We start from the raw sequence: 21,749 nt of genomic DNA, 5'->3' as shown, positions 1-21,749 counted from the left end.
AAATGCCCGCATGAACCGCTTTGGTGCCTTTTTCGCCTTTAGGTCTGCCTGCTTATGGAAAATCTGCAAAGCGCTGTGGACACCCTGGTGCACAGCTCCAACACCTTGTTCATTTTGATCGGTGCAGTGATGGTGCTGGCGATGCACGCCGGTTTCGCCTTTCTGGAAGTCGGTACGGTTCGCCAGAAAAACCAGGTCAACGCCTTGGCGAAAATCCTCAGCGATTTCGCCGTCTCGACCCTGGCCTATTTCTTTATAGGCTATTGGCTCTCTTACGGCGTGACCTTCATGCAACCGGCGGCGGTACTCAACGCTGATCACGGTTATGGCTTGGTGAAGTTTTTCTTCCTGCTGACCTTCGCGGCGGCGATCCCGGCGATCATTTCCGGTGGCATTGCCGAGCGCGCGCGCTTCGTTCCGCAGTTGTGCGCGACGGCACTGATCGTGGCGTTCATCTATCCGTTTTTCGAAGGGATGATCTGGAACGGCAACTACGGTCTGCAAGCGTGGCTGACGGCGCAGTTCGGCGCGCCGTTCCATGACTTCGCCGGTTCCGTGGTGGTGCATGCGATGGGCGGCTGGCTGGCGCTGGCGGCGGTGTTGTTGCTCGGCCCGCGCAATGGACGTTATCGCGATGGACGCTTGGTGGCGTTTGCACCGTCGAGCATTCCGTTTCTCGCGCTGGGCTCGTGGATTCTGATTGTCGGCTGGTTCGGCTTCAACGTGATGAGCGCGCAGACGCTGCAAGGCGTCAGTGGGCTGGTGGCAGTCAACTCGTTGATGGCGATGGTCGGCGGCACCATGGCGGCGTTGATCGTCGGGCGCAATGACCCGGGCTTCCTGCACAACGGCCCCTTGGCCGGGTTGGTAGCGATCTGTGCCGGTTCCGACTTGATGCACCCGGTGGGCGCATTGGTCACCGGCGCGATTGCCGGTGCGCTGTTTGTCTGGTGCTTTACCGCTGCGCAGGTGAAATGGCGTATCGACGACGTATTGGGTGTGTGGCCGTTGCATGGTTTGTGTGGTGTATGGGGCGGGATTGCCTGTGGCATCTTCGGCCAGACCGCGCTCGGTGGCCTCGGCGGCGTCAGCCTGATCAGCCAGTTGCTCGGCAGCGCACTCGGCGTCGCGGTAGCGCTGATCGGTGGCTTTGTCGTGTACGGCGCGATCAAGGCCTTGCATGGGCTGCGCCTGAGTCAGGAACAAGAGTATTACGGCGCGGATCTGTCGCTGCACAAGATTGGCGCGGTGAGTCAGGACTAGGCTTCTTCATCGTCGGCACCGGGATAAAAACCGTGCAACAGGCGATAGCGGTCGATGCGCACTTGATCGACTTGTTCCTGCACTTGGTGTGCGGGCAGACCGAGCATGATCAACGCGTGTGAGGCGAGCATCAGGCTCGACTCCAACAACTCCGGCACCACTTCGGTGGCGCCGGCGGCTTTCAGTTCACTCCATTGGCTGTCGTCGCGGGTGCGCACCAGAATCGGTATGTGCGTGTTGAGTCGGCGCGCTTCTTTAAGAATGCCCAGGGCGACATCGCTTTGATCGACGGCGATCACCAATAAGCGGGCGCGCAACAGGCCGACGGCGGTGAGCAGATCGCCGCGCGCGGAATCCCCATAATGCACATCGCTCTCGCCAGAGGCCGCTTCCTGAACGCGAACCGGATCATTGTCCAAAGCAATGAACGGTTGTCCGGCGTTGCGCATGAAGCGGCCGATGGATTGGCCGACACGACCGTAGCCACAGATCACCACGTGCTTGTCGAGGTCAGCGTTGAGCGCGCTGATTTCTTCGATCTGCGCTTCCTGATTGGGCTTGCGGTGCAGGGCAGCGGCGATGCGTGGTGCGGCGCGTAACAGCAGCGGCGTCAGCACCATCGAGCAGAACGTCGCCGCCAGCAGCAAGGCGCCGAGTCTTTCCGGCAGCAGACTGCTTTGCTGCATCTGCGCCATCAGCGCGAAGCAGAACTCGCCGCCCTGGGCCAAGGCGAGACCGCTGCGCCACGCGGTTTCGCTATCGCTACCGCGCCACTTCACCAGTAGCGCGACGACGATCCCCTTGATCACCATCAAACCGACCGTGAGCCCAAGAATCAGCAAGCCATCGCTGACAAACAGTTGCAGGTCGATCAGCATGCCGATGCTGACGAAAAACACCCCGAGCAAGATGTCGCGGAACGGCCGGATATCGGCTTCGATCTGATGCCGGTAATGACTCTCGCCGAGCAACATGCCGGCGAGAAACGCGCCGAGGGCAGGGGACAAGCCGAGCAAGTGCGTCAGCCACGCCGTCAGCAGCACGATCACCAGCGCCAACAGCACGAATAATTCCGCGGAGCGCGAAGCCGCCACCTCATGAAACAGCCGTGGCAGCAACCAGCGACTGGCGAGCAGCAGACCGACAAACAGCACCACGGTTTTCGCCAGCGTCAGGGGCAGGGCCCAGTACCAGGCCTGTGCGCTGCTGCCGGCGAACACCGGCACCAGCGTCAGTAGCAAAACCGCCACCACGTCCTGAAACAGCAACACGCCGATCGCGTTCTGGCCGTGGCTGCTGAACACTTCGCCGAGACTGCCGAGTTCCTTGGTGACAATCGCCGTTGACGACAACGACAGCCCGGCGCCGAGCAACAAAGCGGGCGTCACCGGCATGCCCAGCAAAATCAGGATCAGACCCAGAAGCGCGGTGCTGATCAGCACCTGCTGACTGCCCAGCCGGAATACCACTTGGCGCAACGCAATCATCTTCGATAGAGAAAATTCCAGCCCGAGCGAAAACAGCAGGAACACCACGCCCAATTCAGCCACGTCCGGCAGATGCTCACTCTCGTTGACCCAGTCGAAAGCACTCGGCCCGACCAGCAAACCCACGAATAGGTAACCCAGCACCGGTGGCAATCGCAGACGGCGGAACAGGGCAATCACCACGAGGGACGAGGCGAGGATGATCAACAGGTTGGCAAACACTAGACACTCCGATGTCAGGCTCTGGCTGTTCAAGCGTAGAGGCAAAAAGAGCGGGAGGATCACGTAATTGCGATTTCTGCGGACTGATTTGCATCAGGGTTTTGCGCGAAAGCGCTGTCGGAAAGGCTCAAGCCTTTGGGCGGCGGTGGGTCGACGGGTTTTGCGCTGCGGCCTAGAATAGGCGCACTCTTTTTGTGGTCGAGCCCATCATGCCTCCTGAATGTCAGCTGTTCGGCACCCTTGGATGCCATTTGTGCGAATTGGCCGAAGCCGAGCTGATGCCTTTTGTCGAGCACGGTTTGCTGGTGGAACTGGTCGACATTGCTGACGACGAGTCGTGGTTCGAGGCTTACAGTCTGCGCATTCCAGTGCTGCGCCGCATCGACACCGGCGCGGAATTGGGCTGGCCGTTCAATGCTGATCAGGTTGTAGCGTTCCTTCAATAGTCGGTTTTCTGCATCCTCCCCGCCGGTCGCGACCGCGCATCCATTCCTTGGCAGTTTGCCAAATATTCGGTTACTGTATGTTCATACAGTAATTGGGTTGGCCTGCTGCATTCTGTGTTTTTTGCAGGGTGTGAGCAGGTGAGCCGGACGTCAGAGGGATGCACCGTGGTCAATGTCGAACAGTTGAAGAACAGCGTGAACCGGATGTCGGTTGACGTGGTGCGCGAGGCCGTCGCCGAATTGCGCCTCGACGGCTTGGTCACGGAAGGCAAGACGCCCTTCAATAAGGTCCATTTCAATACGTGCTTTGCCGAGATCGAGGCGCTGTTTCAGCGTGCCGGTTATCACAAGCAACTCGACGTAGTCGGTTATCAGGGCTTGCTCTACGCCTTGTATGACCCGGGTCGCTGGGAGGCGGTCGAGGTGTTGCGCTGGCTCAAGGAGTTCACTGAGGCGGCGGCGCTCAAGTCGATTCCGGCGTGAGGATTCTGCGCTAGGTTCGTTTCCCTCAGTGTTGGATAATGCCGGCCTGCACTGAGGGTTAGAATTTTCGTATGTCCACATCTCCATTTTCCGCTGCACACAATCAGGCCAGCACCCTGTATCTGCCACCGGGTTCCTGGTCGACGGTGCTTGATTGTTTGTGCGAGCACTTCCGGGCCATCGGCCGTGAGCAGTGGCTGGATCGTATCGCCCGTGGCCGAGTGCTGGACGGTAATGGTCAACCGATCTCGGTGGATCTGCCGTACAAGGAAGGTCTGCGCATTCACTACTTCCGTGAAGTGCCGGACGAGAAACCGATCCCGGTGGTCGAGTCGATTCTCTACGCCGACGAGCATCTGGTGGTGGCGGATAAACCGCATTTCCTGCCAGTGACCCCGGCCGGTGAGTACGTCGAACAGACGCTGCTGCGGCGTTTGATTCGGCGTCTGGACAATCCTCATCTGGTGCCGCTGCACCGCATCGACCGGCACACCGCCGGGCTGGTGATCTTCTCGGCTAATCCGCAAACGCGCTCGGCGTATCAGTCACTGTTCCCGACCCGGCAGATCGACAAGCGCTACGAAGCCATCGCGCCAGCGCTGCCTGAGCTGAATTTCCCGTTGGTGCACAAAAGTCGTCTGGTCGATGGCGAGCCGTTTTTCCGCATGCAGGAAGGGCCGGGCGTCAGCAATACGGAAACGGCAGTCGAAGTTCGCGAGAAGAACGGCGATCTGTGGCGCTATGGCCTGTACCCGGTCACCGGCAAAAAACATCAACTGCGTGTGCACATGAGCGCATTGGGCGCGAGCATCTGCAACGATCCGTTTTACCCGGATGTGTTGAAAGACGTTGAAGATGACTACGCCAATCCGCTGAAACTGTTGGCGCAGGGCCTGCGTTTCATCGACCCGGTCACTGGCGAGGAGCGCGAATTCGAAAGCCGCATCACCTTGCAGTGGTGATGTCGCTTATAGCTGCTGATTCTTGACACTGTACGGTCACGTTATCTAGCATGTGTTTATGCGCCGATTTAAACAGCTACTTGCGGGGCGCCAGGTGACTTCAACAGTTGCCGTCAGAAGCCGGAACAGGGCTTCGAAATACCGCTAAAGCGCTGGTTCGGTGTTGCCTCTCACCTGCCATGCAGACTTTTGAGGCAGAGACACGACCAATGAATGCACTACGCCCTCCTGCACGTCCCGCGCCGATCACCGCGCATATCACTCAACGCAACCCGAAAATCCTGCTTGGCGGCAAACATCAGCCGACGCTGTTGCGTTATCTCGATGGTTGGCCACGCCGCAGCGGCGGCCCTGCCGCATTCCTGATCCAGTTTGTCGAAGACGGCGAGTCGCTGGCGCGGTTTGCCAGTGACAGTTTTGATCTGGCAGTGATTCAGGCGCCAAGCGCGGAAGACGCGCCGGAAATGATCAAGCAACTGACCCGCGTTGCGCGGCAAGGCCTGATCACCCGCCGCTGACTTTTCAGAGATATTCGATCGCCACGATGTAGACGAACTGTTCTCCGGTCGGCGTTTGCACGCGCACCTCTGCGTCCAGCGCCTTGCCGATCAAGGCGCGGGCCAGTGGCGAATCGATGCTGATCAAACCGAGTTTCAGATCCAGTTCATCGGGGCCGACGATGCGGTAACGCGATTGCTTGCCGTCTTCGTCCTCGATCGTGACCCACGCACCGAAGTAAACCTTGTTCGGGTCGCTGGGTTTTTCGCTGACCACCTTGAGTGCTTCCAGACGTTTGGTCAGAAAGCGCACGCGGCTGTCGATCTCGCGCAGCATCTTCTTGCCGTAAGTGTATTCGGCGTTTTCAGAGCGATCACCTTGCGCCGCAGCCTCGCTGACCGACTGCGTCACCTGCGGGCGACGCACATGCCACAGCTCATGGAATTCGGCACGCATCCGCGCTTCACCTTCGGGGGTGATCAGCGCGGTGCCAGCGGGGCGGGGAGGGCGGTAACGACTCATGGCAACTTCTTGTGGTTAAGTCCGCTGGAGTCTATCAACCCTCGCGCAACACTGTCAGCGGACTTGCGTTGAGCGCCCGGCGCGTACCGAATACACCGGCGCCACCGATCAGCGCCGCGCCTATCAATGGCAGCACCAACAACCATGGATGCGGATGCCACGGCAGGTCGAAGGCGTAGCGATAGAGCACCAGACTCACCACTTCCGAACCGATGGCCGCGAGCAAACCGCTGACCGCGCCGAGCAAACCGAACTCGATGCGCCGCGCCTTGATCAGCAATTGCCGTTCCGCGCCCAGCGCACGCAACAACGCGCCTTGGCGAATACGTTCATCCAGCGTCGCTTGCAGGCCGGAAAACAACACCGCCATCCCGGCCGCCAAAACAAACAACAACACATATTCCACGGCCAGGGTGACTTGGGCGAGGATGCTGCGCAGCTGTTCGAGCAGGGCTTCGACCTGCAGGATGGTCACCGCCGGGAAGGCGCGCGACAGCTCGACAATCTGCTGATCATGACCCGGTGCCAGATAGAAGCTGGTCAGGTAGGTCGCTGGCAGATCTTTCAAGGTGCCCGGCTGGAAGATCATGAAGAAGTTCGGCTGGAAGTTATCCCAGTTGATCTCGCGCAGGCTGGTGACCTTCGCTTCACGATTGACCCCGCCGACAGTGAACACCAGATGATCGCCAAGCTTCAGTTTCAGACTCTCTGCAACTTTACCTTCGACCGACACACCGGGTACGTCGTCCGACTGTTGTCCGCTCCACCATGACCCTGCGGTGATTTTGTTACCAGTGGGCAAATCGGCAGCCCAGGTCAGGCTCAGGTCGCGTTGTATCGCACGATCCCCCGCCGAGTCCTTGCTGACGATCTGCTGTACCGGATCGCCGTTGATGCTGATCAGTCGGCCCGGCACTACCGGATACAGCGGCGCCGCTTGGGCTGACACGTTTATCAGGTGATCGCTGAACGCCTGTTTAACGGCGGGCAGAATGTTCAGGGCAAAGTAGTTAGGGGCATTTTTCGGCAACTGGTTTTGCCAAGTGTCGAGCAGTTCGCCACGCAGTAGCGCGATCAACGCCATCGACAACAGGATCAAACCGAAGGCCAGCGATTGACCGGCGGCGGCCAAGGGATGACGCAGCAACTGGCCCAGACCCAGGCGCCACGGCAGCGAAGCGCGGGCGAGCATGCGGCGCAGACTTTTCAGCAGTAAGAGCAGCAAACCGCCAAGCACCAGCGCGGCAACCACACCGCCGCCGAGCAAGGCAAATGTCAGCAGCAGATCCAGACTCAAACGCCACATGATCAAGCCGAGCGCGCCGAGTGCCACGCCATAAACCATCCAGGTGCTCGACGGAATAGGCAGCATGTCGCGACGCAGAACTCGCAGCGGTGGTACGCGACCCAGTGCCGCGAGCGGCGGCAGGGCGAAACCGGCCAAGGCTACGAGCCCGGTGCCGATCCCGGCTATCGCCGGAAACAATCCGCCTGCAGGTACATCGCTCGGCAACAAATCATGCAATAACGCGAACAAGCCCAACTGCGCCAGCCAACCGAGCAGCGCACCGCTGAGGGCAGCGAGCAAGCCAAGTACGGTCAGTTGAATACTGAACAGCAGCATGGTTTCCCGGCGCGACAGTCCGAGGCAGCGCAGTAACGCGCTGGCATCGAAACGGCGACTGGCAAAACGGTTCGCCGACAACGCCACTGCTACACCGGCCAACAGCACTGCGACCAGGCTGGCCATGTTCAGATAACGTTCGGCCTTGCCCAGCGCGCCACCAATTTGCCGGTTACCGTCGCGGGCATCCTGAATGCGCTGGTTGGCCGCGAGGCCCGGTTTGATCAGTTGCCGATAGGTTTCCAGCGCCTGCGGTTCGCCGCGCCACAGTTCGCGATAACTCACCCGGCTGCCCGGTTGCACCACGCCGGTGGCGGCGAGGTCGTCGAGGTTGATCAGGACCCGTGGGGTCAGGCTATAAAAGTTGCCGGCGCGATCCGGTTCGTAAGTCAGGATGCGTGTCAGCTTCAGCGTTTTCATGCCGACGTCGATGCTGTCGCCGATCTTCAGATCCAGCGCTGTCAGCAAGCGTGCTTCGACCCAGGCTTCGCCGGGCTGCGGTTCGCCGCCGATGTCTTCAGGCGCGAAGGGTGCCGGTGCACTTTTCAGTTCACCGCGTAATGGATAGGCGCGATCGACGGCTTTGATGCTCGACAACTGAATGCCGTTGTCGGTGGCGATGACGCTGGAGAACTCCACCACTTGCGCATGATTCAGGCGCAACTCGGTGCCGCTTTTGATTTGTTCCTCGCGGGCCGGTGAGCTGCCTTCAAGCACTAGATCGGCGCCGAGAAACTCGGTGGCGCGCAACATCATCGCGCCGTTCAACCGGGCGCCGAAGTAACCGATGGCGGTACTGGCCGCCACGGCCACCACCAATGCAAAGAACAACACGCGCAATTCGCCGGCGCGGGCATCGCGCAGCAATTGGCGAATGGCGAGACTGAACAGACGCAACAGCGGCAAACGTGCCATCAAGGCTCCAGAGGGGCGACCAACAGCCCGGCTTCAAGACGGATCAGGCGCCGGCAGCGATGGGCCAGGCGTTCGTCGTGGGTCACCAGCACCAGGGTGGTGCCGCGTTCCTTGTTCAACTCGAAGAGCAAGTCGCTGATGCGCTCGCCGGTGTGGCTGTCGAGGTTGCCGGTGGGTTCATCGGCGAACAGCACATCAGGCTCGGCGGCAAACGCACGGGCAATCGCTACACGCTGCTGCTCGCCACCGGAGAGCTGGCGCGGCGAGTGAGTCAGGCGCTGACCGAGGCCGACGCGCTGGAGCAATTCGGTCGCACGCTCACGCGCGTCTTTGCGGCCGTCGAGTTCCAGCGGCAGCATGACGTTTTCCAGCGCATTGAGGCTGTCGAGCAATTGAAACGATTGGAAGACGAAGCCAACGTGCTCGGCGCGAATGCGTGCGCGCTGGTCTTCATCGAGATTGCTCAGGCTTTGCCCGGCAAGGATGACTTCGCCGCTGCTCGGCAGGTCGAGGCCGGCGAGCAGGCCGAGGAGGGTGGATTTGCCGGAACCGGACGCGCCAACGATGGCCAGGCTGTCGCCCTTGTTCAGTTCCAGGCTGAGTTCGTGCAGGATAGTCAGTTCACCTTCCGCGCTGGGAACCACTTTGCTGAGGTTCTTCGCGGTGAGAATGCTTGAGCCCATGGAGAATCCGATGCGTGTGTGGTTTTTGAGTGCTGGCCTGGCCGTTATGTGCATGGCCCAGAACGCAGCGGCGGGTACTGTCCTGATCGTTGGCGATAGTATCAGCGCCGGTTTCGGGCTGGATACCCGCTTGGGGTGGGTGTCGTTGCTCGAACAACGGCTCAAACAGGAGGGTTTCGACGATAAAGTCGTCAATGCCTCGATCAGCGGCGACACCAGTGCCGGAGGCCAGGCGCGCCTGCCGGCGCTGCTTGCAGAGCATAAGCCGGAACTGGTGATCCTCGAACTGGGCGGCAACGATGGCTTGCGCGGAATGCCGCCAACTCAATTGCAACAAAATCTTGCCTCGATGATCGACAGCTCGCGCCAGAGCGGTGCCAAGGTGTTGTTGCTCGGTATGCAGCTGCCGCCCAACTACGGCAAGCGTTACACCGATGCTTTTGCCGAGGTCTACGGCAAACTCGCCGACGATAAAAAGATCCCGCTGGTACCGTTTTTCCTCGACGGCGTCGGCGGTCATCCGGACTTGATGCAGGCCGATGGATTACACCCGGCGGTCGGGGCTCAGGGCAAGTTGCTGGAAAATGTCTGGCCGACGCTAAAACCGCTGTTATGAGGCTTTTCTAAGGGCAGGCTTTCGGCTAATGTGGCGCCCCCTTATTCGGAGCCCCAGATGTCGCGTTCTGCCTGGTCCCTGTTTGCCTACCAACTGATCGAGCCTGACGAGCAGCTGGATCTGTTCGCCTGCCAGGAAGTGCGGGTGCATTTGGTGACGCGTCAGCTCGAACTCGGTGGCTCGGCTGATCGAACCCTGTGTGGCAGCCTGCTGCCCGCGCAACCACGCTGGTCGAGTGTTGATCGCCGGGTGTTTCAGGATCAGCGTCTGTGCTCGCTGTGCCGGGCGATTCTGGAGTCGCAGAAGCGTGGCACGTCGCCGATCTGGCCGGAGCTGCGTTTCGAGCTCTGATCTTGTAGGAGCCGAGCTTGCTCGCGAAGAGGCCGTGTCAGTCAACACTTCTGGCGACTGACACACCGCCTTCGCGAGCAGGCTCGCTCCCACCCAAAGCACCTTGCATCGCCTGCTGCAGGGTGGTCTCCCCGAAATTTCAAAGTGCGGTGTACAATCGCGCTCTTATACCCTTGTTGATCATGCGAAGGATTTTCCGGATGTTGCCGCGCTTGCCTGCCGTCACCCGCTGCCTGTCACTTGCCGCCCTGTGTGTGGCCGGTCCCGTTGCTGCATTGGAGTTTCCCCTGCCACCACCCGGTGAAGACATCATCGGTCAGGTGCAGGTGATCAAAGCCAAGTACGAAGATACCTTCGCCGATCTGGGCACGACCTACGATCTGGGCTATTCGGAAATGGTCGCGGCCAACCCGGGCGTCGATGCCTGGTTGCCGGGCGCCGGCACTGAAATCGTCTTGCCGACCCGTTTCATCCTGCCGCCGGGCCCGCGCGAAGGCATCGTGATCAACCTCGCCGAGTACCGCCTCTACTACTTCCCGAAGGGCAAGAACGTGGTTTACACGTTCCCGCTGGGGATTGGCCGTGAAGGTTGGGGTTCGCCGATCGCGCACACCACCATCACCGCGAAGACGCCGAACCCGACCTGGACGCCGCCAGCGTCGATCAAGGCTGAGCACGCCGCTGATGGCGATCCGCTGCCGAACGTCGTGCCGGCCGGCCCGGACAACCCGTTGGGGCCGTTCAAGTTCAACCTCGGCACGCCGGGTTACCTGATTCACGGTTCGAACAAGAAATTCGGTATCGGCATGCGTACCAGCCACGGTTGCTTCCGCATGTTCAACAACAACGTGCTGGAGATGGCCAGCATGGTGCCGGTCGGCACGTCGGTGCGCATCATCAACGATGCCTACAAGTTCGGCAGCAGTGGCGGCAAGGTGTACCTGGAAGCGCACACGCCGATTGACGACAAGGGCAACCCGTCGGTGGTCGACAAACACACGGCGGTCATCAATGCGATGCTCAAGCGTGAAGACGTCACCAGTAACCTGCGGGTGAATTGGGATGTAGTACGCGATGTGGTCGCCGCTGAAGATGGTCTGCCGACAGAAATCGGCACGCCGAGTGCGTCGGCACCGATTGTCTCGAGTGCGCCGATCGATCTGCAGCAGTAAGCTGGCGATCAAGAACCCGTCGATGCCCAAAGCGTCGGCGGGTTTTTTATTGCCCGGACAAAAGTACCAGGCACAAAAAAGCCGATCCAGACATCGGATCGGCTTGATAACAATCCCGAAGGACTATTACTTGCGGCTTGCTTTGTCCAGCATGCGCAGAGCACGCTCGTTAGCTTCGTCAGCAGTCTGTTGTGCTTTTTGAGCAGCAGCCAGAGCTTCATCAGCTTTACGGTAAGCTTCGTCTGCACGAGCCTGGGAGCGAGCAGCTGCGTCTTCAGTAGCGGTCAGACGTGCTTCGGTTTCTTTCGATGCGCTGCTGCAACCGGTAGCCAGAACTGCGGCCAGAGCCAGAGCAGAGAATTTCAGAACGTTGTTCATCGTGTTCCCCTTCAAGGACTTTCAATTAAGTGACTGTCTCCTCCGATTGAGGAAATAGCCGGCGTACATACTACCCATTACTTGTAGTAAGTAAACTGACGTAGCGCAAGATGCAAAAAAAATTGTAGGCGTTGATTCTTTTTCGAGCAACTTTTAACTGCGCTGTTTAAAAAATAAACAGCTGCAAGCCCCGCGCTGAGCGAGTTAATGGGAAAAAGTTCCCGTTGTGATGGTTGTTTTTGCAGTCTTGGCTAAAGTCTGTCTATATCAATTCGTCCATACTTTCATTGCGATTTTGCGTGGTGCATCACCTATCTTTATGTTTCGTGAGGTGACTTTAAAAAAGGCTGCACGTCTTAAGTCTCAACATCCGGCAATGTTCAGGTGAGCGGCCCGGGAAGATCTTCTCCCACGCCACCCCTGCGTCCATCGGAGCAACCCCCGTCAACTGGCTTGATGACGAGCGCACCTTGAGCATTTTTGCCAATGGTGCCTACTATTTATCAGGTGCTCGGTTGCGCGAGATCGGTGTGGCTCTTCTCGGTGTCCAACAGGCACGGGGTGGCGTAGATGTTCCTTCGCCGGAAAAACATCGGTAAGGTAGGGGTCAGAATTCAAGACCCGCGAGGAGTAGTGATGAGCGAGGCGTTGTCCATCCACCATGACCAGGCTGGTCATCAGTTCGAGACCAATGTGGACGGTCATCGTGCCTATCTGACCTATATGGATCTGGGGAAACAGACCCTGGATATCTATCGCACGTTCGTGCCCAACGCCCTGCGTGGCCGGGGCATAGCGGCAGCGCTGACCGAAAGCGCGCTGCAGTACGCCGAAGAAATGGGCTACACGGTGATTCCGTCGTGCTCCTACGTCGAGCGCTATATGGAGCGCCACCAGCGCCGCGCCGCGAAGATCTGAATCGCACACAAAAAAACGCCGGGCATTGCCCGGCGTTTTTTTATGCCTGCGAAACCTCGATCAGTTGCGCTGACGTTTCGGCAGCACGTCTTTGAGCTTGGCGTGCATGCTGCGCAGGGTGGTCTCGGTGGCCGACCAGTCGATGCAGGCATCGGTGATCGACACGCCGTATTGCAGATCGGCGAGGTCTTTCGGAATCGCCTGGCAGCCCCAGTTCAGGTGACTTTCGACCATCAGGCCGATGATCGACTGGTTGCCTTCAAGGATCTGGTTGGCGACGTTTTCCATCACCAATGGTTGCAGGGCCGGATCCTTGTTGGAGTTGGCGTGGCTGCAATCGACCATCACGTTCGGCTTGATCTTGGCTTTGTTCAGCGCCTGTTCGCACAGGGCAACGCTGACCGAATCGTAGTTCGGCTTGCCGTTGCCACCGCGCAGCACCACGTGACCGTAGGCGTTGCCTTTGGTGGTGACGATCGACACGCCACCTTCCTGGTTGATACCGAGGAAGCGGTGCGGGCTGGAGACTGACTGCAAGGCGTTGATCGCAACCGTCAGGCCGCCGTCTGTGCCGTTCTTGAAGCCGACCGCCGAGGACAGGCCGGAAGCCATTTCACGGTGAGTCTGCGATTCAGTGGTGCGCGCGCCGATGGCCGACCAACTGATCAGATCCTGCAGATACTGCGGGGAGATCGGGTCGAGGGCTTCAGTGGCGGTCGGCAGGCCTTTTTCGGCCAGATCCAGCAGCAACTGGCGACCGATGTGCAGGCCGTCCTGAATCTTGAACGAGTCGTCCAGGTACGGATCGTTGATCAGGCCTTTCCAGCCGACGGTGGTGCGCGGCTTCTCGAAATACACGCGCATGACCAGATACAGGGTGTCGGAGACTTCCTCCGCCAGCACCTTCAGGCGATCGGCGTATTCGTGGGCAGCCTTGATGTCGTGGATCGAGCACGGGCCGATCACTACGAACAGACGGTGGTCGGTGCCATCAAGAATGTTGCGAATGACTTCGCGGCCCTTGGTGACGGTGCGCAGGGCGGCGTCGCTCAGAGGGATATCACGCTTGAGCTGATCAGGAGTGATCAGGGTCTCGTTAGAGGCGACGTTTAGGTCGTTGATCGGTAAATCAGCCATCGTTTACTCGTCAGGTCACGGGTGCCGGCCGCCAGCGATCCCCGCGCGGCGGAGCACAGCAGATTTAAGCGCGTCGGGGAGCGGAACCTTAGCGCGTAAAGCGCCTGCTCGACAATGGGCAAAAGGTGCTTTAGTCCAGCGCTGGCTGCGCAAAAGCCTTGCGCACGCTGTCATGGGAGAACTCATCGGCGTGTTGCTCGACCCATTGCAGGGCCACAGCCTGAATTTCCTGCAGGTCATCGTGGGTTTCGTTCATGCGGCAGTAGCGCTCGATCTGACACACCTGCTCACCCATTCGTGCGCTGAACAGCGTCTGCTCATCGGTAAACGCGATCCCCACCAGATAACCTTTTTTACGCCGCAAACACCACGCCACGTAGCCCGGATAACAGATGTCGGTGTTGAGCGTCGGCATGCGCACTTGCAGCGCCGTGCCATGGCGCCAGGCACGGTGGTAATTGCAAGCGATGCCGCCGAGGCTGATAGTGTGCAGCTGTTGCCTGGAAATACATTCAGGCTTGAGCAAGGTTAATTCAACCGGCACCTCGTCCGGATGAGGAATGAAACGTCCCATGAGCACAGACTCCCTGTGTCGGCCATTTGACATTGTTTCCCCCAGTATAGTGGTCGAATCCGAACTGACCGATTTCGACGCCGACCAACGGCTGCTGGCGATGAGCGGCGTTTCCCTGGTGATTTTCACCAGTGTCGGCTGCGCGAGTTGCCGCTATGCCCGCGAAGTATTGCCGGGGATGGCGCTGGCGGCCGATCGCGTGTGCTGGATCGACGCTGGCGACAACGGTGGCTTGGTCGAGCGTTATCAGGTCTTTCATTTGCCGGCGCTGTTTGTGGTGCGCGACGGCGAGTTCTTTGGAGCGGTGCACTCACGCCTGACCGCCGATGCACTCAACGAAGCATTGGCGCAGGCGCTGGGTCGAATTGCAGAGGAGTTGCCATGATGGCGGCAGTGAATAAGCCGGTGATCGGGATTATTGGTACCGGCGCAATCGGGGGATTTTACGGTGTGATGCTGGCGCGGGCCGGTTTTGATGTGCACTTTTTGCTGCGCAGCGAATTCTCGGCAGTCGCCGAGCGCGGTTTGCAGGTGAACAGCGCGGTGCATGGCCAGATGACGCTGAACCCGGCGCAAGCCTATTCGTCAGCTGAAGACATGCCCAAGTGTGACTGGCTGCTGGTGGGCGCAAAAACCACCAGCAACGCTGATCTGGCGCCGGCAATCATTCAAGCCGCCAAGCCGGATGCGAAAGTGCTGTTGCTGCAAAACGGTCTGGATGTCGAAGACAGTTTACGTGCGCTGTTGCCTGATTCGCTGCATCTGCTCGGTGGTCTGTGTCTGATCTGCGTGCATCGCGAGGGGCCGGGTCTGGTGACGCATCAGGCGCTCGGCGCGGTCAACGTTGGTTATCACAGCGGCTCGGCGATTGATGATGTCGCGCGCATGGCGATCGTCGAGGAGGGCGCCGAGCTGTTCCGTACCGCCGGTCTTGATTCGCAAGCGATGCCCAATCTGCACCAGGCACGCTGGCAGAAACTGGTCTGGAATATCCCTTATAACGGTCTCTCGGTATTGCTCGGCGCGGGCACCACGCCGTTGATGGCCGATGCCGACAGCCGCGCGCACATCCAGGCATTGATGGCCGAAGTGGTTGAGGGCGCCAAAGCCTGCGGCCACGACATGCCGCCCGGTTACGCCGGTTTCCTGTTCACGATGACCGAGAAAATGCCCGACTACTGGCCGAGTATGTACCACGATTTTTTACACAAGCGTCCGCTGGAACTCGAAGCGATCTACGCTCGACCACTGGCGGCAGCGAAAGCGGCAGGCTGTGACTTGCCGCGTATCGAAGCGCTGTACCGCAATTTAAGCTTTATCGACCGACGCAACGTTTAGGTCGGTTTTTTGTAAGGGGCGGGGGAAGGCATGGCCAAGAACATCGATGACAAACTGGTGCTGGCGATTTCGTCGCGGGCCTTGTTCGACCTGAGCGAGAGCCACAAGGTGTATCTGTCGAGCGGCGTCGAAGCCTATCGGCAATATCAGATCGAACACGAAGACGAGATTCTCGCGCCCGGCGATGCCTTCCCGCTGGTGGAAAAACTCCTGGCACTCAACACTCGCCTCGGCCGCGCGCGGGTCGAGGTGATTCTGGTGTCGCGCAACAGCGCCGATACTGGCCTGCGCGTGTTCAACTCGATTCACCATTATGGGCTGGCGATTTCCCGCGCGGCGTTTGTCGGCGGACGCAGTCCTTATCCGTACCTGAAAGCCTTTGGTTGTGATCTGTTTCTGTCGACCCACGCCGAGGATGTGCGTGCGGCGCTGGACGCTGGTTTTGCGGCAGCAACCATTCTGTCCGGTGGCGCCAGCCGTGCCGCCAGCGACGAATTGCGCATCGCCTTCGATGGTGATGCGGTGATTTTTTCCGACGAGTCGGAGCGTGTGTATCAGTCCGGCGGGCTGGAAGCGTTTCAGGCCAAGGAACGCGAATCAGCGCGCGAGCCATTGCGCGGCGGGCCGTTCAAAGGCTTTCTGGCTGCGCTCAATTTGCTCCAGCGCGAATTCCCCGATGACGATTGCCCAATCCGCACGGCGCTGGTTACCGCGCGTTCGGCACCGGCGCACGAGCGGGTCATTCGCACGTTGCGCGAGTGGGATATTCGTCTCGACGAATCGCTGTTCCTCGGCGGTCTGACCAAATCGGCGTTCCTCGAAGCGTTCGCCGCTGACGTGTTTTTCGACGATCAGGCCGGGCATTGCGAGGCTGCCCGCGAAGTGGTTGCCACCGGCCATGTCCCCCACGGCATCAGCAACGAACCAGCGGTCTAAAGCCCAAACGGTTCAAGACGTTGCGCCGCACGTCGTAGTCGCCAAGGCACTGCTAAGCTGAATCAAATCTCCGCCATGTTGGCTCGCGAGGAGGTCATATGATTCGTTCGATGCTGTATGCCACTGACCTCGGTCTGTACGCACCGTTAGTGATGCAGCATGCCCTGGCGTTGGCGCGAACATTCAATGCTGACCTGTACGTGGTGCACGCGGTGGAGCCGATGGGGCTGTTCGCCGAATCGGTGTTGCAGAGCTATCTCGATGAGCAGGCATTGAACGAATTTCATAGCCAAGGTCTGAAAACAGTCATCGCCAATATCGAGCAGCGGGTGCTGGAAAGCTTTCGTGAAGAATTGGGCGATGAAGGCGAACAAGACTTGCAGCGCATTCGCGCGGTGCGCGTGCTGCAGGGTGATCCGTCACAGGTGATTCTCGACCAGGTGCAGAAGCTCTCTGTCGACTTGCTGATCGTTGGCAGTCATAGCCATGGGGTTGGCGCAGAAACGCCGTTGGGGCGAACGGCGGCGCGGGTTCTGCAATTATCGAAGGTGCCGGTTTATCTGGTGCCGCTGGTTGAGCGTCGGCGCAGTGAGGATCGCTGAAGCAGAATAATGGCACTTTGACAAAAAAGTTCTAGATTTATTCTTCAAACCATTAATATAGTTATATACCGTCGCTGATGCCCGTGGCGTCTACCTGCTTTGAGGGATACATATGAAGCTTCAACAATTGCGCTACATCTGGGAAGTGGCGCACCACGACCTCAACGTTTCCGCTACAGCCCAAAGCCTTTACACCTCGCAACCGGGCATCAGTAAACAAATCCGTCTGCTGGAAGACGAACTCGGCGTCGAAGTATTTGCCCGCAGCGGCAAGCACCTTACCCGCGTCACCCCGGCCGGCGAGCGCATCATCACCACCGCCGGTGAGATTCTGCGCAAGGTCGAAAGCATCAAGCAGATCGCTCAGGAATTCTCCAACGAGAAGAAGGGCACCCTGTCGATCGCCACCACGCACACCCAGGCGCGTTATGCCTTGCCGCCGGTGATCAGCAATTTCATCAAGCAATACCCTGACGTCGCATTGCACATGCACCAGGGTTCGCCGATGCAGATCGCAGAAATGGCCGCTGACGGCACCGTCGATTTCGCCATTGCCACCGAAGCGCTGGAACTGTTCGGCGATCTGGTGATGATGCCGTGCTACCGCTGGAACCGCTGCGTGGTCGTGCCGCAGGGTCACCCGCTGACCAAACTGCCGAAGCTGACTCTGGAAGCACTGGCCGAATACCCGATCGTGACTTACGTGTTCGGGTTCACCGGCCGTTCGAAACTCGACGAAGCCTTCAGCCATCGCGGCCTGACGCCGAAAGTGGTGTTCACCGCTGCCGACGCCGACGTGATCAAAACCTACGTACGTCTGGGTCTGGGCGTGGGCATCGTCGCCAAAATGGCGGTCGACGCCAAACTCGACAACGACCTGGTAGTGCTGGACGCCAGCGAGCTGTTCGAATCGAGCATCACCAAGATCGGTTTCCGTCGCGGCACCTTCCTGCGTGGTTTCATGTGCGACTTCATCGAGAAGTTTGCGCCGCACCTGACCCGCGAAGTGATGGCCAAAGCCATTCAGTGCCACAACAAGCAGGAGCTGGAAGAGCTGTTCGACGGCGTCGAACTGCCGGTTCACTGATCCGTTGAATCAGAGCACCTCGGTGACAGCAAACTGTTGCCGGGTGCCCGCCACCAGAATCTCCACCTCATCACCTTCGCACTTGCCCAGCAGACTTTTGCCCAGCGGCGAGCGCGGCGTGATGACGGTAATCGGCTGACCGACCACGTCGACTTTCAGGCCTGCCGCGTCCGGCGCCAGAAACAGCCACTGCTCGCGACCCTTTTCATCCTCCAGACCGAGCAGGGCGCCGATTTCGATCCCGCGATTTTCGTCGTAGGCACGCAACGTCAAGTTCTGGCACAGCGCCAGTGACTGGCGAATTTCCTCGACCCGCTTCGCCTGACCCGCCGCCAGATACGACGCCTCCAGTCCCAGCGTGTCGTACTTGTTTTCGGCGATGTTCTCTTCGTGGGTCGCGGTTTCGTAGGCGGTTTGCGCCGCACGTTCGGCGATGTCGAGGTCGATGCGCAGCTTGTCGAGAATCAGTTGGTGGACGGTGTGCTTGTTCATGGTCAATCGCAGAATTGCAAAACGTTGGTGCGGGATTTTTCGCTTGGAGCCGTCTGATCTTGCTGCAGCCAGAACTGGCAGTTGGGGTTCGACTGATTGCGGCTGCTGTTGCGCGCCTGATCCAGACGATCCTGCTGTTCATTTTTGCGCAGGTTTTCTTCGTACTGCTGGAACAGTTGGCTTTGCGGCGGAATGTCCGGCTGAACCGGAATCGCCGCTGGAGGTTTGGCGACTTGCTGAACGGCTTGAGCGACCGGCGCCAATTGTTCAGCGAACAGAAAACGGGAAAGCACCCAGCAAGTCAGCGCGATGGCGAGAAAGCCTAGCCACATGCCCAAAGCAATGCTGCCGGTCAGGCGCAGCGCACTAAGCTGAACAGGCAAGGGGCGACGCGGGTTTGGGCGGTAGGGCATGGCTGCCTCCTGGCGGATGATTGCGGGCGAGCGGTGATTGTCGCACGAAGATTAATCGCCGTCGGCTCTTCTGCGCGAGGTGATTTATGCGGACAATTGCAGCTTTTGCCAACGGGAGTCTTGAATGTCGGAACTGAAACCCCGCTGGGATATTTTCTGCACCGTGGTCGACAACTATGGCGACATCGGCGTGACCTGGCGTCTGGCTCGGCAATTGGTCGCTGAGCATGCTTTGCCGGTGCGCTTGTGGGTCGATGATCTGCGTGCGTTTGAGCGTATCTGTCCCGAGATTGATATCAACGTCGCGCAGCAATTTCAGCAAGGCGTCGAGGTGCGGCACTGGCCGAGCGAGTGGTTGCACACCGAGGCGGCCGATGTGGTGATCGCTGCGTTTGCCTGTCAGCTGCCGAGTGATTACATGGACGCCATGGCCGAGCGCGAGAAGCCGCCGCTGTGGATGAACCTTGACTATCTGAGCGCCGAAGACTGGGTGATCGGTTGCCACGGGCTGCCGTCGGTCAAATACAAAACCGTGCAGAAGTTCTTCTTTTTTCCGGGATTCCAGCCGGGGACAGGCGGTTTGCTACGTGAGCGCGGATTGCTGCTGCGTCGTAGGCAATTTCAGCAGGATGCTCAGGTGCAGCGAACATTCCTGCAAGGTCTGGGGATTGATCGCGCCGAGGGTGCGCAACTGATCTCGCTGTTTGCCTACGAGAATGCAGGGCTGGCCAGTTGGCTTGATGTGTTGGCGGCGGACAGTCTGCCGACGCATCTGTTGGTGCCGGAAGGGCGCGTGCTGGGTGATGTCGCCCAGTGGCTGGACGTGGAAACGCTGAGTGTCGGCGCGATTCATGTACGCCAGTCGTTGACCGTGCAAGTGCTGCCGTTCGTCCGACAGGATCAATACGATCATCTGCTGTGGTGCTGCGATTTTAATGCGGTGCGTGGCGAAGATTCGTTCGTGCGCGCGCAATGGGCTGGGCGGCCGATGCTCTGGCACATCTATCAGCAGGACGAAGACATCCATCTGGACAAGCTCGATGCCTTCCTCACGCTTTACACAAAAGGCTTGTCGCCGGCCGCTGCTGAGGCGATGAACGGTCTGTGGCGGGCGTGGAGTGCCGGTCAGCCGATCGGTGAACACTGGCTGGCGAGCCGCAAACACTGGCCAGAACTGCAGGAAAATGCGCAAAAATGGTGTCTGGAACAAGGCTTGCAGGCCGATCTTGCCGCAGCGCTGGTACAGTTTTACCTAAATTGGATATGATACGCGGCCTAGATTTTTGTAAATCCCATCCAAATTCGGATATTCGCAATGAAAACTGGTAAAGAACTGAAACCCGGTACCGTGATCCGTCTCGAAAACGATCCTTGGCTGGTTCAGAAAGCTGAATTCACCAAGTCGGGCCGTAACAGCGCGATCATGAAGACCAAGCTGAAAAACCTGCTGACCGGTTACAAGACCGAGATCGTTTACAGCGCTGACGACAAACTGGACGACGTAATCCTCGACCGCAAAGAAGCGACCCTGTCCTTCATCAGCGGCGACACCTACACGTTCATGGACACCACTGACTACACCATGTACGAGCTGAACGCTGAAGACATCGAAGCCGTTCTGCCTTTCGTTGAAGAAGGCATGACCGATGTTTGCGAAGCGATCTTCTTCGAAGAGCGTCTGGTTTCCGTAGAGCTGCCGACCACCATCGTGCGCGTAGTTGACTACACCGAAGGTTCGGCTCGTGGCGACACTTCCGGCAAAGTCATGAAGCCAGCCAAACTGGCCAACGGTACTGAGCTGCAAGTTGCTGACTTCATCGAAATCGGTGACAAGATCGAAATCGACACCCGCGAAGGCGGTTCCTACAAAGGCCGTGCTAAATAAGCATCGGTTTTTGCGGAAAGAAAAAGCCCGACCATTGAGTCGGGCTTTTTTGTGTCTGAAAGAAAGATCAAAAGATCGCAGCCTGCGGCAGCTCCTACAGGGATCGGTGTAGGAGCTGCCGCAGGCTGCGATCTTTTGCTTTGTTTACACAGTGACGTGCAAGCGGACGTCGACATTGCCACGGGTGGCGTTGGAGTACGGGCAGACCTGGTGCGCGGCGTCGACCAGCGATTGCGCGTCGGCTTGTTCCAGGCCTGGCAGGCTGATGTGCAGATCGATGTCCAGACCAAAACCGCCGGGGATCTGACCAATGCCGACGTGGGCGGTGATCGATGCGTCATCCGGGATTTTGCGTTTGGTCTGGCTGGCGACAAATTTCAGTGCGCCGATGAAGCAGGCCGAGTAGCCGGCGGCAAACAGTTGCTCAGGGTTGGTCGCCGCGCCGCCAGCACCGCCGAGTTCTTTCGGGGTGGCGAGTTTGACGTCGAGGATGTTGTCGCTGGAGATCGCACGACCATCACGGCCGCCAGTGGAGGTTGCGATTGCGGTGTAGAGAGTTTGCATGGTGAGAGCCTCGTAGGGTGTGATGTGTTGCGCTAATTGTTTGCGCGCTAAGTAAGTGCGAAGTGAATGTATCGCACGAATATTTAGCGCGCAATATAAATTTTAAAAAATGATTCGCGTTGATTGGCGATTGTTTGCTGAAACACTTGTAGGAGCTGCGGCACGCTGCGATCTTTTGATC

Annotated in this window: 26 protein-coding genes; 16 read left to right on the top strand and 10 right to left on the bottom strand. The window is 59.0% G+C overall.

Features of this window, described 5'->3' with window-relative positions:
• Nucleotides 1-54 precede the first annotated feature (54 nt).
• Nucleotides 55-1,263 carry an ammonium transporter gene (locus QMX93_RS03095; protein WP_053122313.1) on the top strand — a complete coding sequence of 403 codons (1,209 nt, stop codon included), beginning with the start codon at nt 55-57 and terminating at the stop codon, nt 1,261-1,263.
• Here QMX93_RS03095 and QMX93_RS03090 read toward each other — a convergent pair.
• On the bottom strand, nt 1,260-2,972 hold the full coding sequence (locus QMX93_RS03090) for a monovalent cation:proton antiporter-2 (CPA2) family protein (RefSeq protein WP_282352569.1): 1,713 nt from the start codon (nt 2,970-2,972) through the stop codon (nt 1,260-1,262). The genes QMX93_RS03095 and QMX93_RS03090 overlap by 4 nt on opposite strands.
• A 209-nt stretch (nt 2,973-3,181) precedes the next feature.
• On the opposite strand from QMX93_RS03090, the gene QMX93_RS03085 reads away from it, so the two are divergent.
• The 4 genes from QMX93_RS03085 (at nt 3,182) to QMX93_RS03070 (ending at nt 5,381) form a co-directional block, all read left to right on the top strand.
• Nucleotides 3,182-3,418, top strand: coding sequence for a glutaredoxin family protein (locus tag QMX93_RS03085; RefSeq protein WP_159811579.1), 237 nt, complete (start codon nt 3,182-3,184; stop codon nt 3,416-3,418).
• A 165-nt stretch (nt 3,419-3,583) separates the two neighbouring features.
• Nucleotides 3,584-3,901, top strand: a complete 318-nt coding sequence (locus tag QMX93_RS03080) for a transcriptional regulator (RefSeq protein ID WP_053122309.1) — start codon at nt 3,584-3,586, stop codon at nt 3,899-3,901.
• Between the two features lie 71 nt (nt 3,902-3,972).
• A complete protein-coding gene (locus tag QMX93_RS03075) occupies nt 3,973-4,863 on the top strand; it encodes a pseudouridine synthase (protein WP_212543710.1) in 891 nt (296 codons plus the stop codon).
• Between the two features lie 209 nt (nt 4,864-5,072).
• Nucleotides 5,073-5,381 carry a hypothetical protein gene (locus tag QMX93_RS03070; RefSeq protein WP_003226820.1) on the top strand — a complete coding sequence of 103 codons (309 nt, stop codon included), beginning with the start codon at nt 5,073-5,075 and terminating at the stop codon, nt 5,379-5,381.
• Between the two features lie 4 nt (nt 5,382-5,385).
• Here the strand turns inward: QMX93_RS03070 and greB are convergent, their stop codons facing one another.
• The 3 genes from greB to QMX93_RS03055 are packed head-to-tail and all read right to left on the bottom strand — an operon-like array spanning nt 5,386 to nt 9,105.
• Nucleotides 5,386-5,883, bottom strand: coding sequence for a transcription elongation factor GreB (gene greB, locus QMX93_RS03065; RefSeq protein WP_053122307.1), 498 nt, complete (start codon nt 5,881-5,883; stop codon nt 5,386-5,388).
• A 34-nt stretch (nt 5,884-5,917) separates the two neighbouring features.
• Nucleotides 5,918-8,422 (bottom strand): ABC transporter permease, encoded by a 2,505-nt coding sequence (locus QMX93_RS03060; protein ID WP_282352563.1) that lies wholly within the window; start codon nt 8,420-8,422, stop codon nt 5,918-5,920.
• Entirely contained in the window at nt 8,422-9,105 is a 684-nt protein-coding gene (locus QMX93_RS03055) for an ABC transporter ATP-binding protein (RefSeq protein ID WP_159811583.1), read from the bottom strand. Before QMX93_RS03055 ends, QMX93_RS03060 begins: the two co-directional genes overlap by 1 nt.
• A gap of 10 nt (nt 9,106-9,115) precedes the next feature.
• Here QMX93_RS03055 and QMX93_RS03050 point away from each other — a divergent pair, with 10 nt between their 5' ends.
• The 3 genes from QMX93_RS03050 to QMX93_RS03040 all read left to right on the top strand — a co-directional run bounded on the left by QMX93_RS03050 (nt 9,116) and on the right by QMX93_RS03040 (nt 11,244).
• Nucleotides 9,116-9,721, top strand: coding sequence for an arylesterase (locus QMX93_RS03050; protein WP_053122303.1), 606 nt, complete (start codon nt 9,116-9,118; stop codon nt 9,719-9,721).
• A 57-nt stretch (nt 9,722-9,778) separates the two neighbouring features.
• Nucleotides 9,779-10,072, top strand: a complete 294-nt coding sequence (locus tag QMX93_RS03045) for a hypothetical protein (protein WP_007908575.1) — start codon at nt 9,779-9,781, stop codon at nt 10,070-10,072.
• 200 nt (nt 10,073-10,272) lie between these two features.
• Nucleotides 10,273-11,244, top strand: coding sequence for a L,D-transpeptidase family protein (locus QMX93_RS03040; protein ID WP_159811584.1), 972 nt, complete (start codon nt 10,273-10,275; stop codon nt 11,242-11,244).
• Nucleotides 11,245-11,370: 126 nt separating this feature from the next.
• On the opposite strand, the gene oprI is transcribed toward QMX93_RS03040, so the two are convergent.
• On the bottom strand, nt 11,371-11,622 hold the full coding sequence (oprI, locus tag QMX93_RS03035) for an outer membrane lipoprotei OprI (protein ID WP_003199355.1): 252 nt from the start codon (nt 11,620-11,622) through the stop codon (nt 11,371-11,373).
• A 636-nt stretch (nt 11,623-12,258) separates the two neighbouring features.
• On the opposite strand from oprI, the gene QMX93_RS03030 reads away from it, so the two are divergent.
• Nucleotides 12,259-12,540: a GNAT family N-acetyltransferase gene (locus QMX93_RS03030; protein WP_003226804.1), complete on the top strand. Its 282-nt coding sequence runs from the start codon at nt 12,259-12,261 to the stop codon at nt 12,538-12,540.
• Nucleotides 12,541-12,600: 60 nt separating this feature from the next.
• Here QMX93_RS03030 and QMX93_RS03025 read toward each other — a convergent pair whose 3' ends face one another.
• The gene (locus QMX93_RS03025; RefSeq protein ID WP_053122298.1) at nt 12,601-13,677 is read right to left on the bottom strand and encodes a 3-deoxy-7-phosphoheptulonate synthase; all 1,077 of its coding nucleotides are present in this window, start codon (nt 13,675-13,677) and stop codon (nt 12,601-12,603) included.
• Between the two features lie 130 nt (nt 13,678-13,807).
• A complete protein-coding gene (locus QMX93_RS03020) occupies nt 13,808-14,251 on the bottom strand; it encodes a PilZ domain-containing protein (protein ID WP_053122296.1) in 444 nt (147 codons plus the stop codon).
• Here QMX93_RS03020 and QMX93_RS03015 point away from each other — a divergent pair.
• The 5 genes from QMX93_RS03015 to cysB all read left to right on the top strand — a co-directional run bounded on the left by QMX93_RS03015 (nt 14,250) and on the right by cysB (nt 18,214).
• Complete coding sequence (locus QMX93_RS03015; RefSeq protein ID WP_282352554.1) at nt 14,250-14,636, top strand: thioredoxin family protein; 387 nt, start codon at nt 14,250-14,252, stop codon at nt 14,634-14,636. The genes QMX93_RS03020 and QMX93_RS03015 overlap by 2 nt on opposite strands.
• Nucleotides 14,633-15,589 (top strand): putative 2-dehydropantoate 2-reductase, encoded by a 957-nt coding sequence (locus QMX93_RS03010; protein ID WP_282352551.1) that lies wholly within the window; start codon nt 14,633-14,635, stop codon nt 15,587-15,589. The genes QMX93_RS03015 and QMX93_RS03010 overlap by 4 nt, the downstream gene beginning before the upstream one ends.
• A 30-nt stretch (nt 15,590-15,619) precedes the next feature.
• Nucleotides 15,620-16,525 (top strand): 5'-nucleotidase, encoded by a 906-nt coding sequence (locus tag QMX93_RS03005; RefSeq protein ID WP_282352548.1) that lies wholly within the window; start codon nt 15,620-15,622, stop codon nt 16,523-16,525.
• A 98-nt stretch (nt 16,526-16,623) separates the two neighbouring features.
• Nucleotides 16,624-17,127 (top strand): universal stress protein, encoded by a 504-nt coding sequence (locus tag QMX93_RS03000; RefSeq protein WP_053122288.1) that lies wholly within the window; start codon nt 16,624-16,626, stop codon nt 17,125-17,127.
• A 112-nt stretch (nt 17,128-17,239) separates the two neighbouring features.
• The gene (gene cysB, locus QMX93_RS02995) at nt 17,240-18,214 is read left to right on the top strand and encodes an HTH-type transcriptional regulator CysB (protein WP_282352531.1); all 975 of its coding nucleotides are present in this window, start codon (nt 17,240-17,242) and stop codon (nt 18,212-18,214) included.
• 9 nt (nt 18,215-18,223) lie between these two features.
• On the opposite strand, the gene QMX93_RS02990 is transcribed toward cysB, so the two are convergent.
• Both QMX93_RS02990 and QMX93_RS02985 read right to left on the bottom strand, forming a co-directional pair.
• The gene (locus tag QMX93_RS02990) at nt 18,224-18,706 is read right to left on the bottom strand and encodes a transcription elongation factor GreAB (protein WP_282352528.1); all 483 of its coding nucleotides are present in this window, start codon (nt 18,704-18,706) and stop codon (nt 18,224-18,226) included.
• Nucleotides 18,707-18,708: 2 nt separating this feature from the next.
• Nucleotides 18,709-19,119 carry a hypothetical protein gene (locus QMX93_RS02985; protein WP_282352525.1) on the bottom strand — a complete coding sequence of 137 codons (411 nt, stop codon included), beginning with the start codon at nt 19,117-19,119 and terminating at the stop codon, nt 18,709-18,711.
• Between the two features lie 124 nt (nt 19,120-19,243).
• Here QMX93_RS02985 and earP point away from each other — a divergent pair, with 124 nt between their 5' ends.
• Both earP and QMX93_RS02975 read left to right on the top strand, forming a co-directional pair.
• Complete coding sequence (gene earP / locus QMX93_RS02980) at nt 19,244-20,386, top strand: elongation factor P maturation arginine rhamnosyltransferase EarP (protein WP_282352523.1); 1,143 nt, start codon at nt 19,244-19,246, stop codon at nt 20,384-20,386.
• Nucleotides 20,387-20,434: 48 nt separating this feature from the next.
• Nucleotides 20,435-21,004: an elongation factor P gene (locus tag QMX93_RS02975; RefSeq protein WP_007908599.1), complete on the top strand. Its 570-nt coding sequence runs from the start codon at nt 20,435-20,437 to the stop codon at nt 21,002-21,004.
• Nucleotides 21,005-21,148: 144 nt separating this feature from the next.
• On the opposite strand, the gene QMX93_RS02970 is transcribed toward QMX93_RS02975, so the two are convergent.
• Complete coding sequence (locus tag QMX93_RS02970) at nt 21,149-21,568, bottom strand: organic hydroperoxide resistance protein (protein WP_034155242.1); 420 nt, start codon at nt 21,566-21,568, stop codon at nt 21,149-21,151.
• Nucleotides 21,569-21,749: the final 181 nt, after the last annotated feature.

This window comes from Pseudomonas sp. PS01303, assembly GCF_029959385.1.
Lineage (GTDB): Bacteria > Pseudomonadota > Gammaproteobacteria > Pseudomonadales > Pseudomonadaceae > Aquipseudomonas > Aquipseudomonas rustica.
Note: the sequence above shows the minus strand (reverse complement) of the source record. Positions and strands in the feature narration are given on the sequence as shown.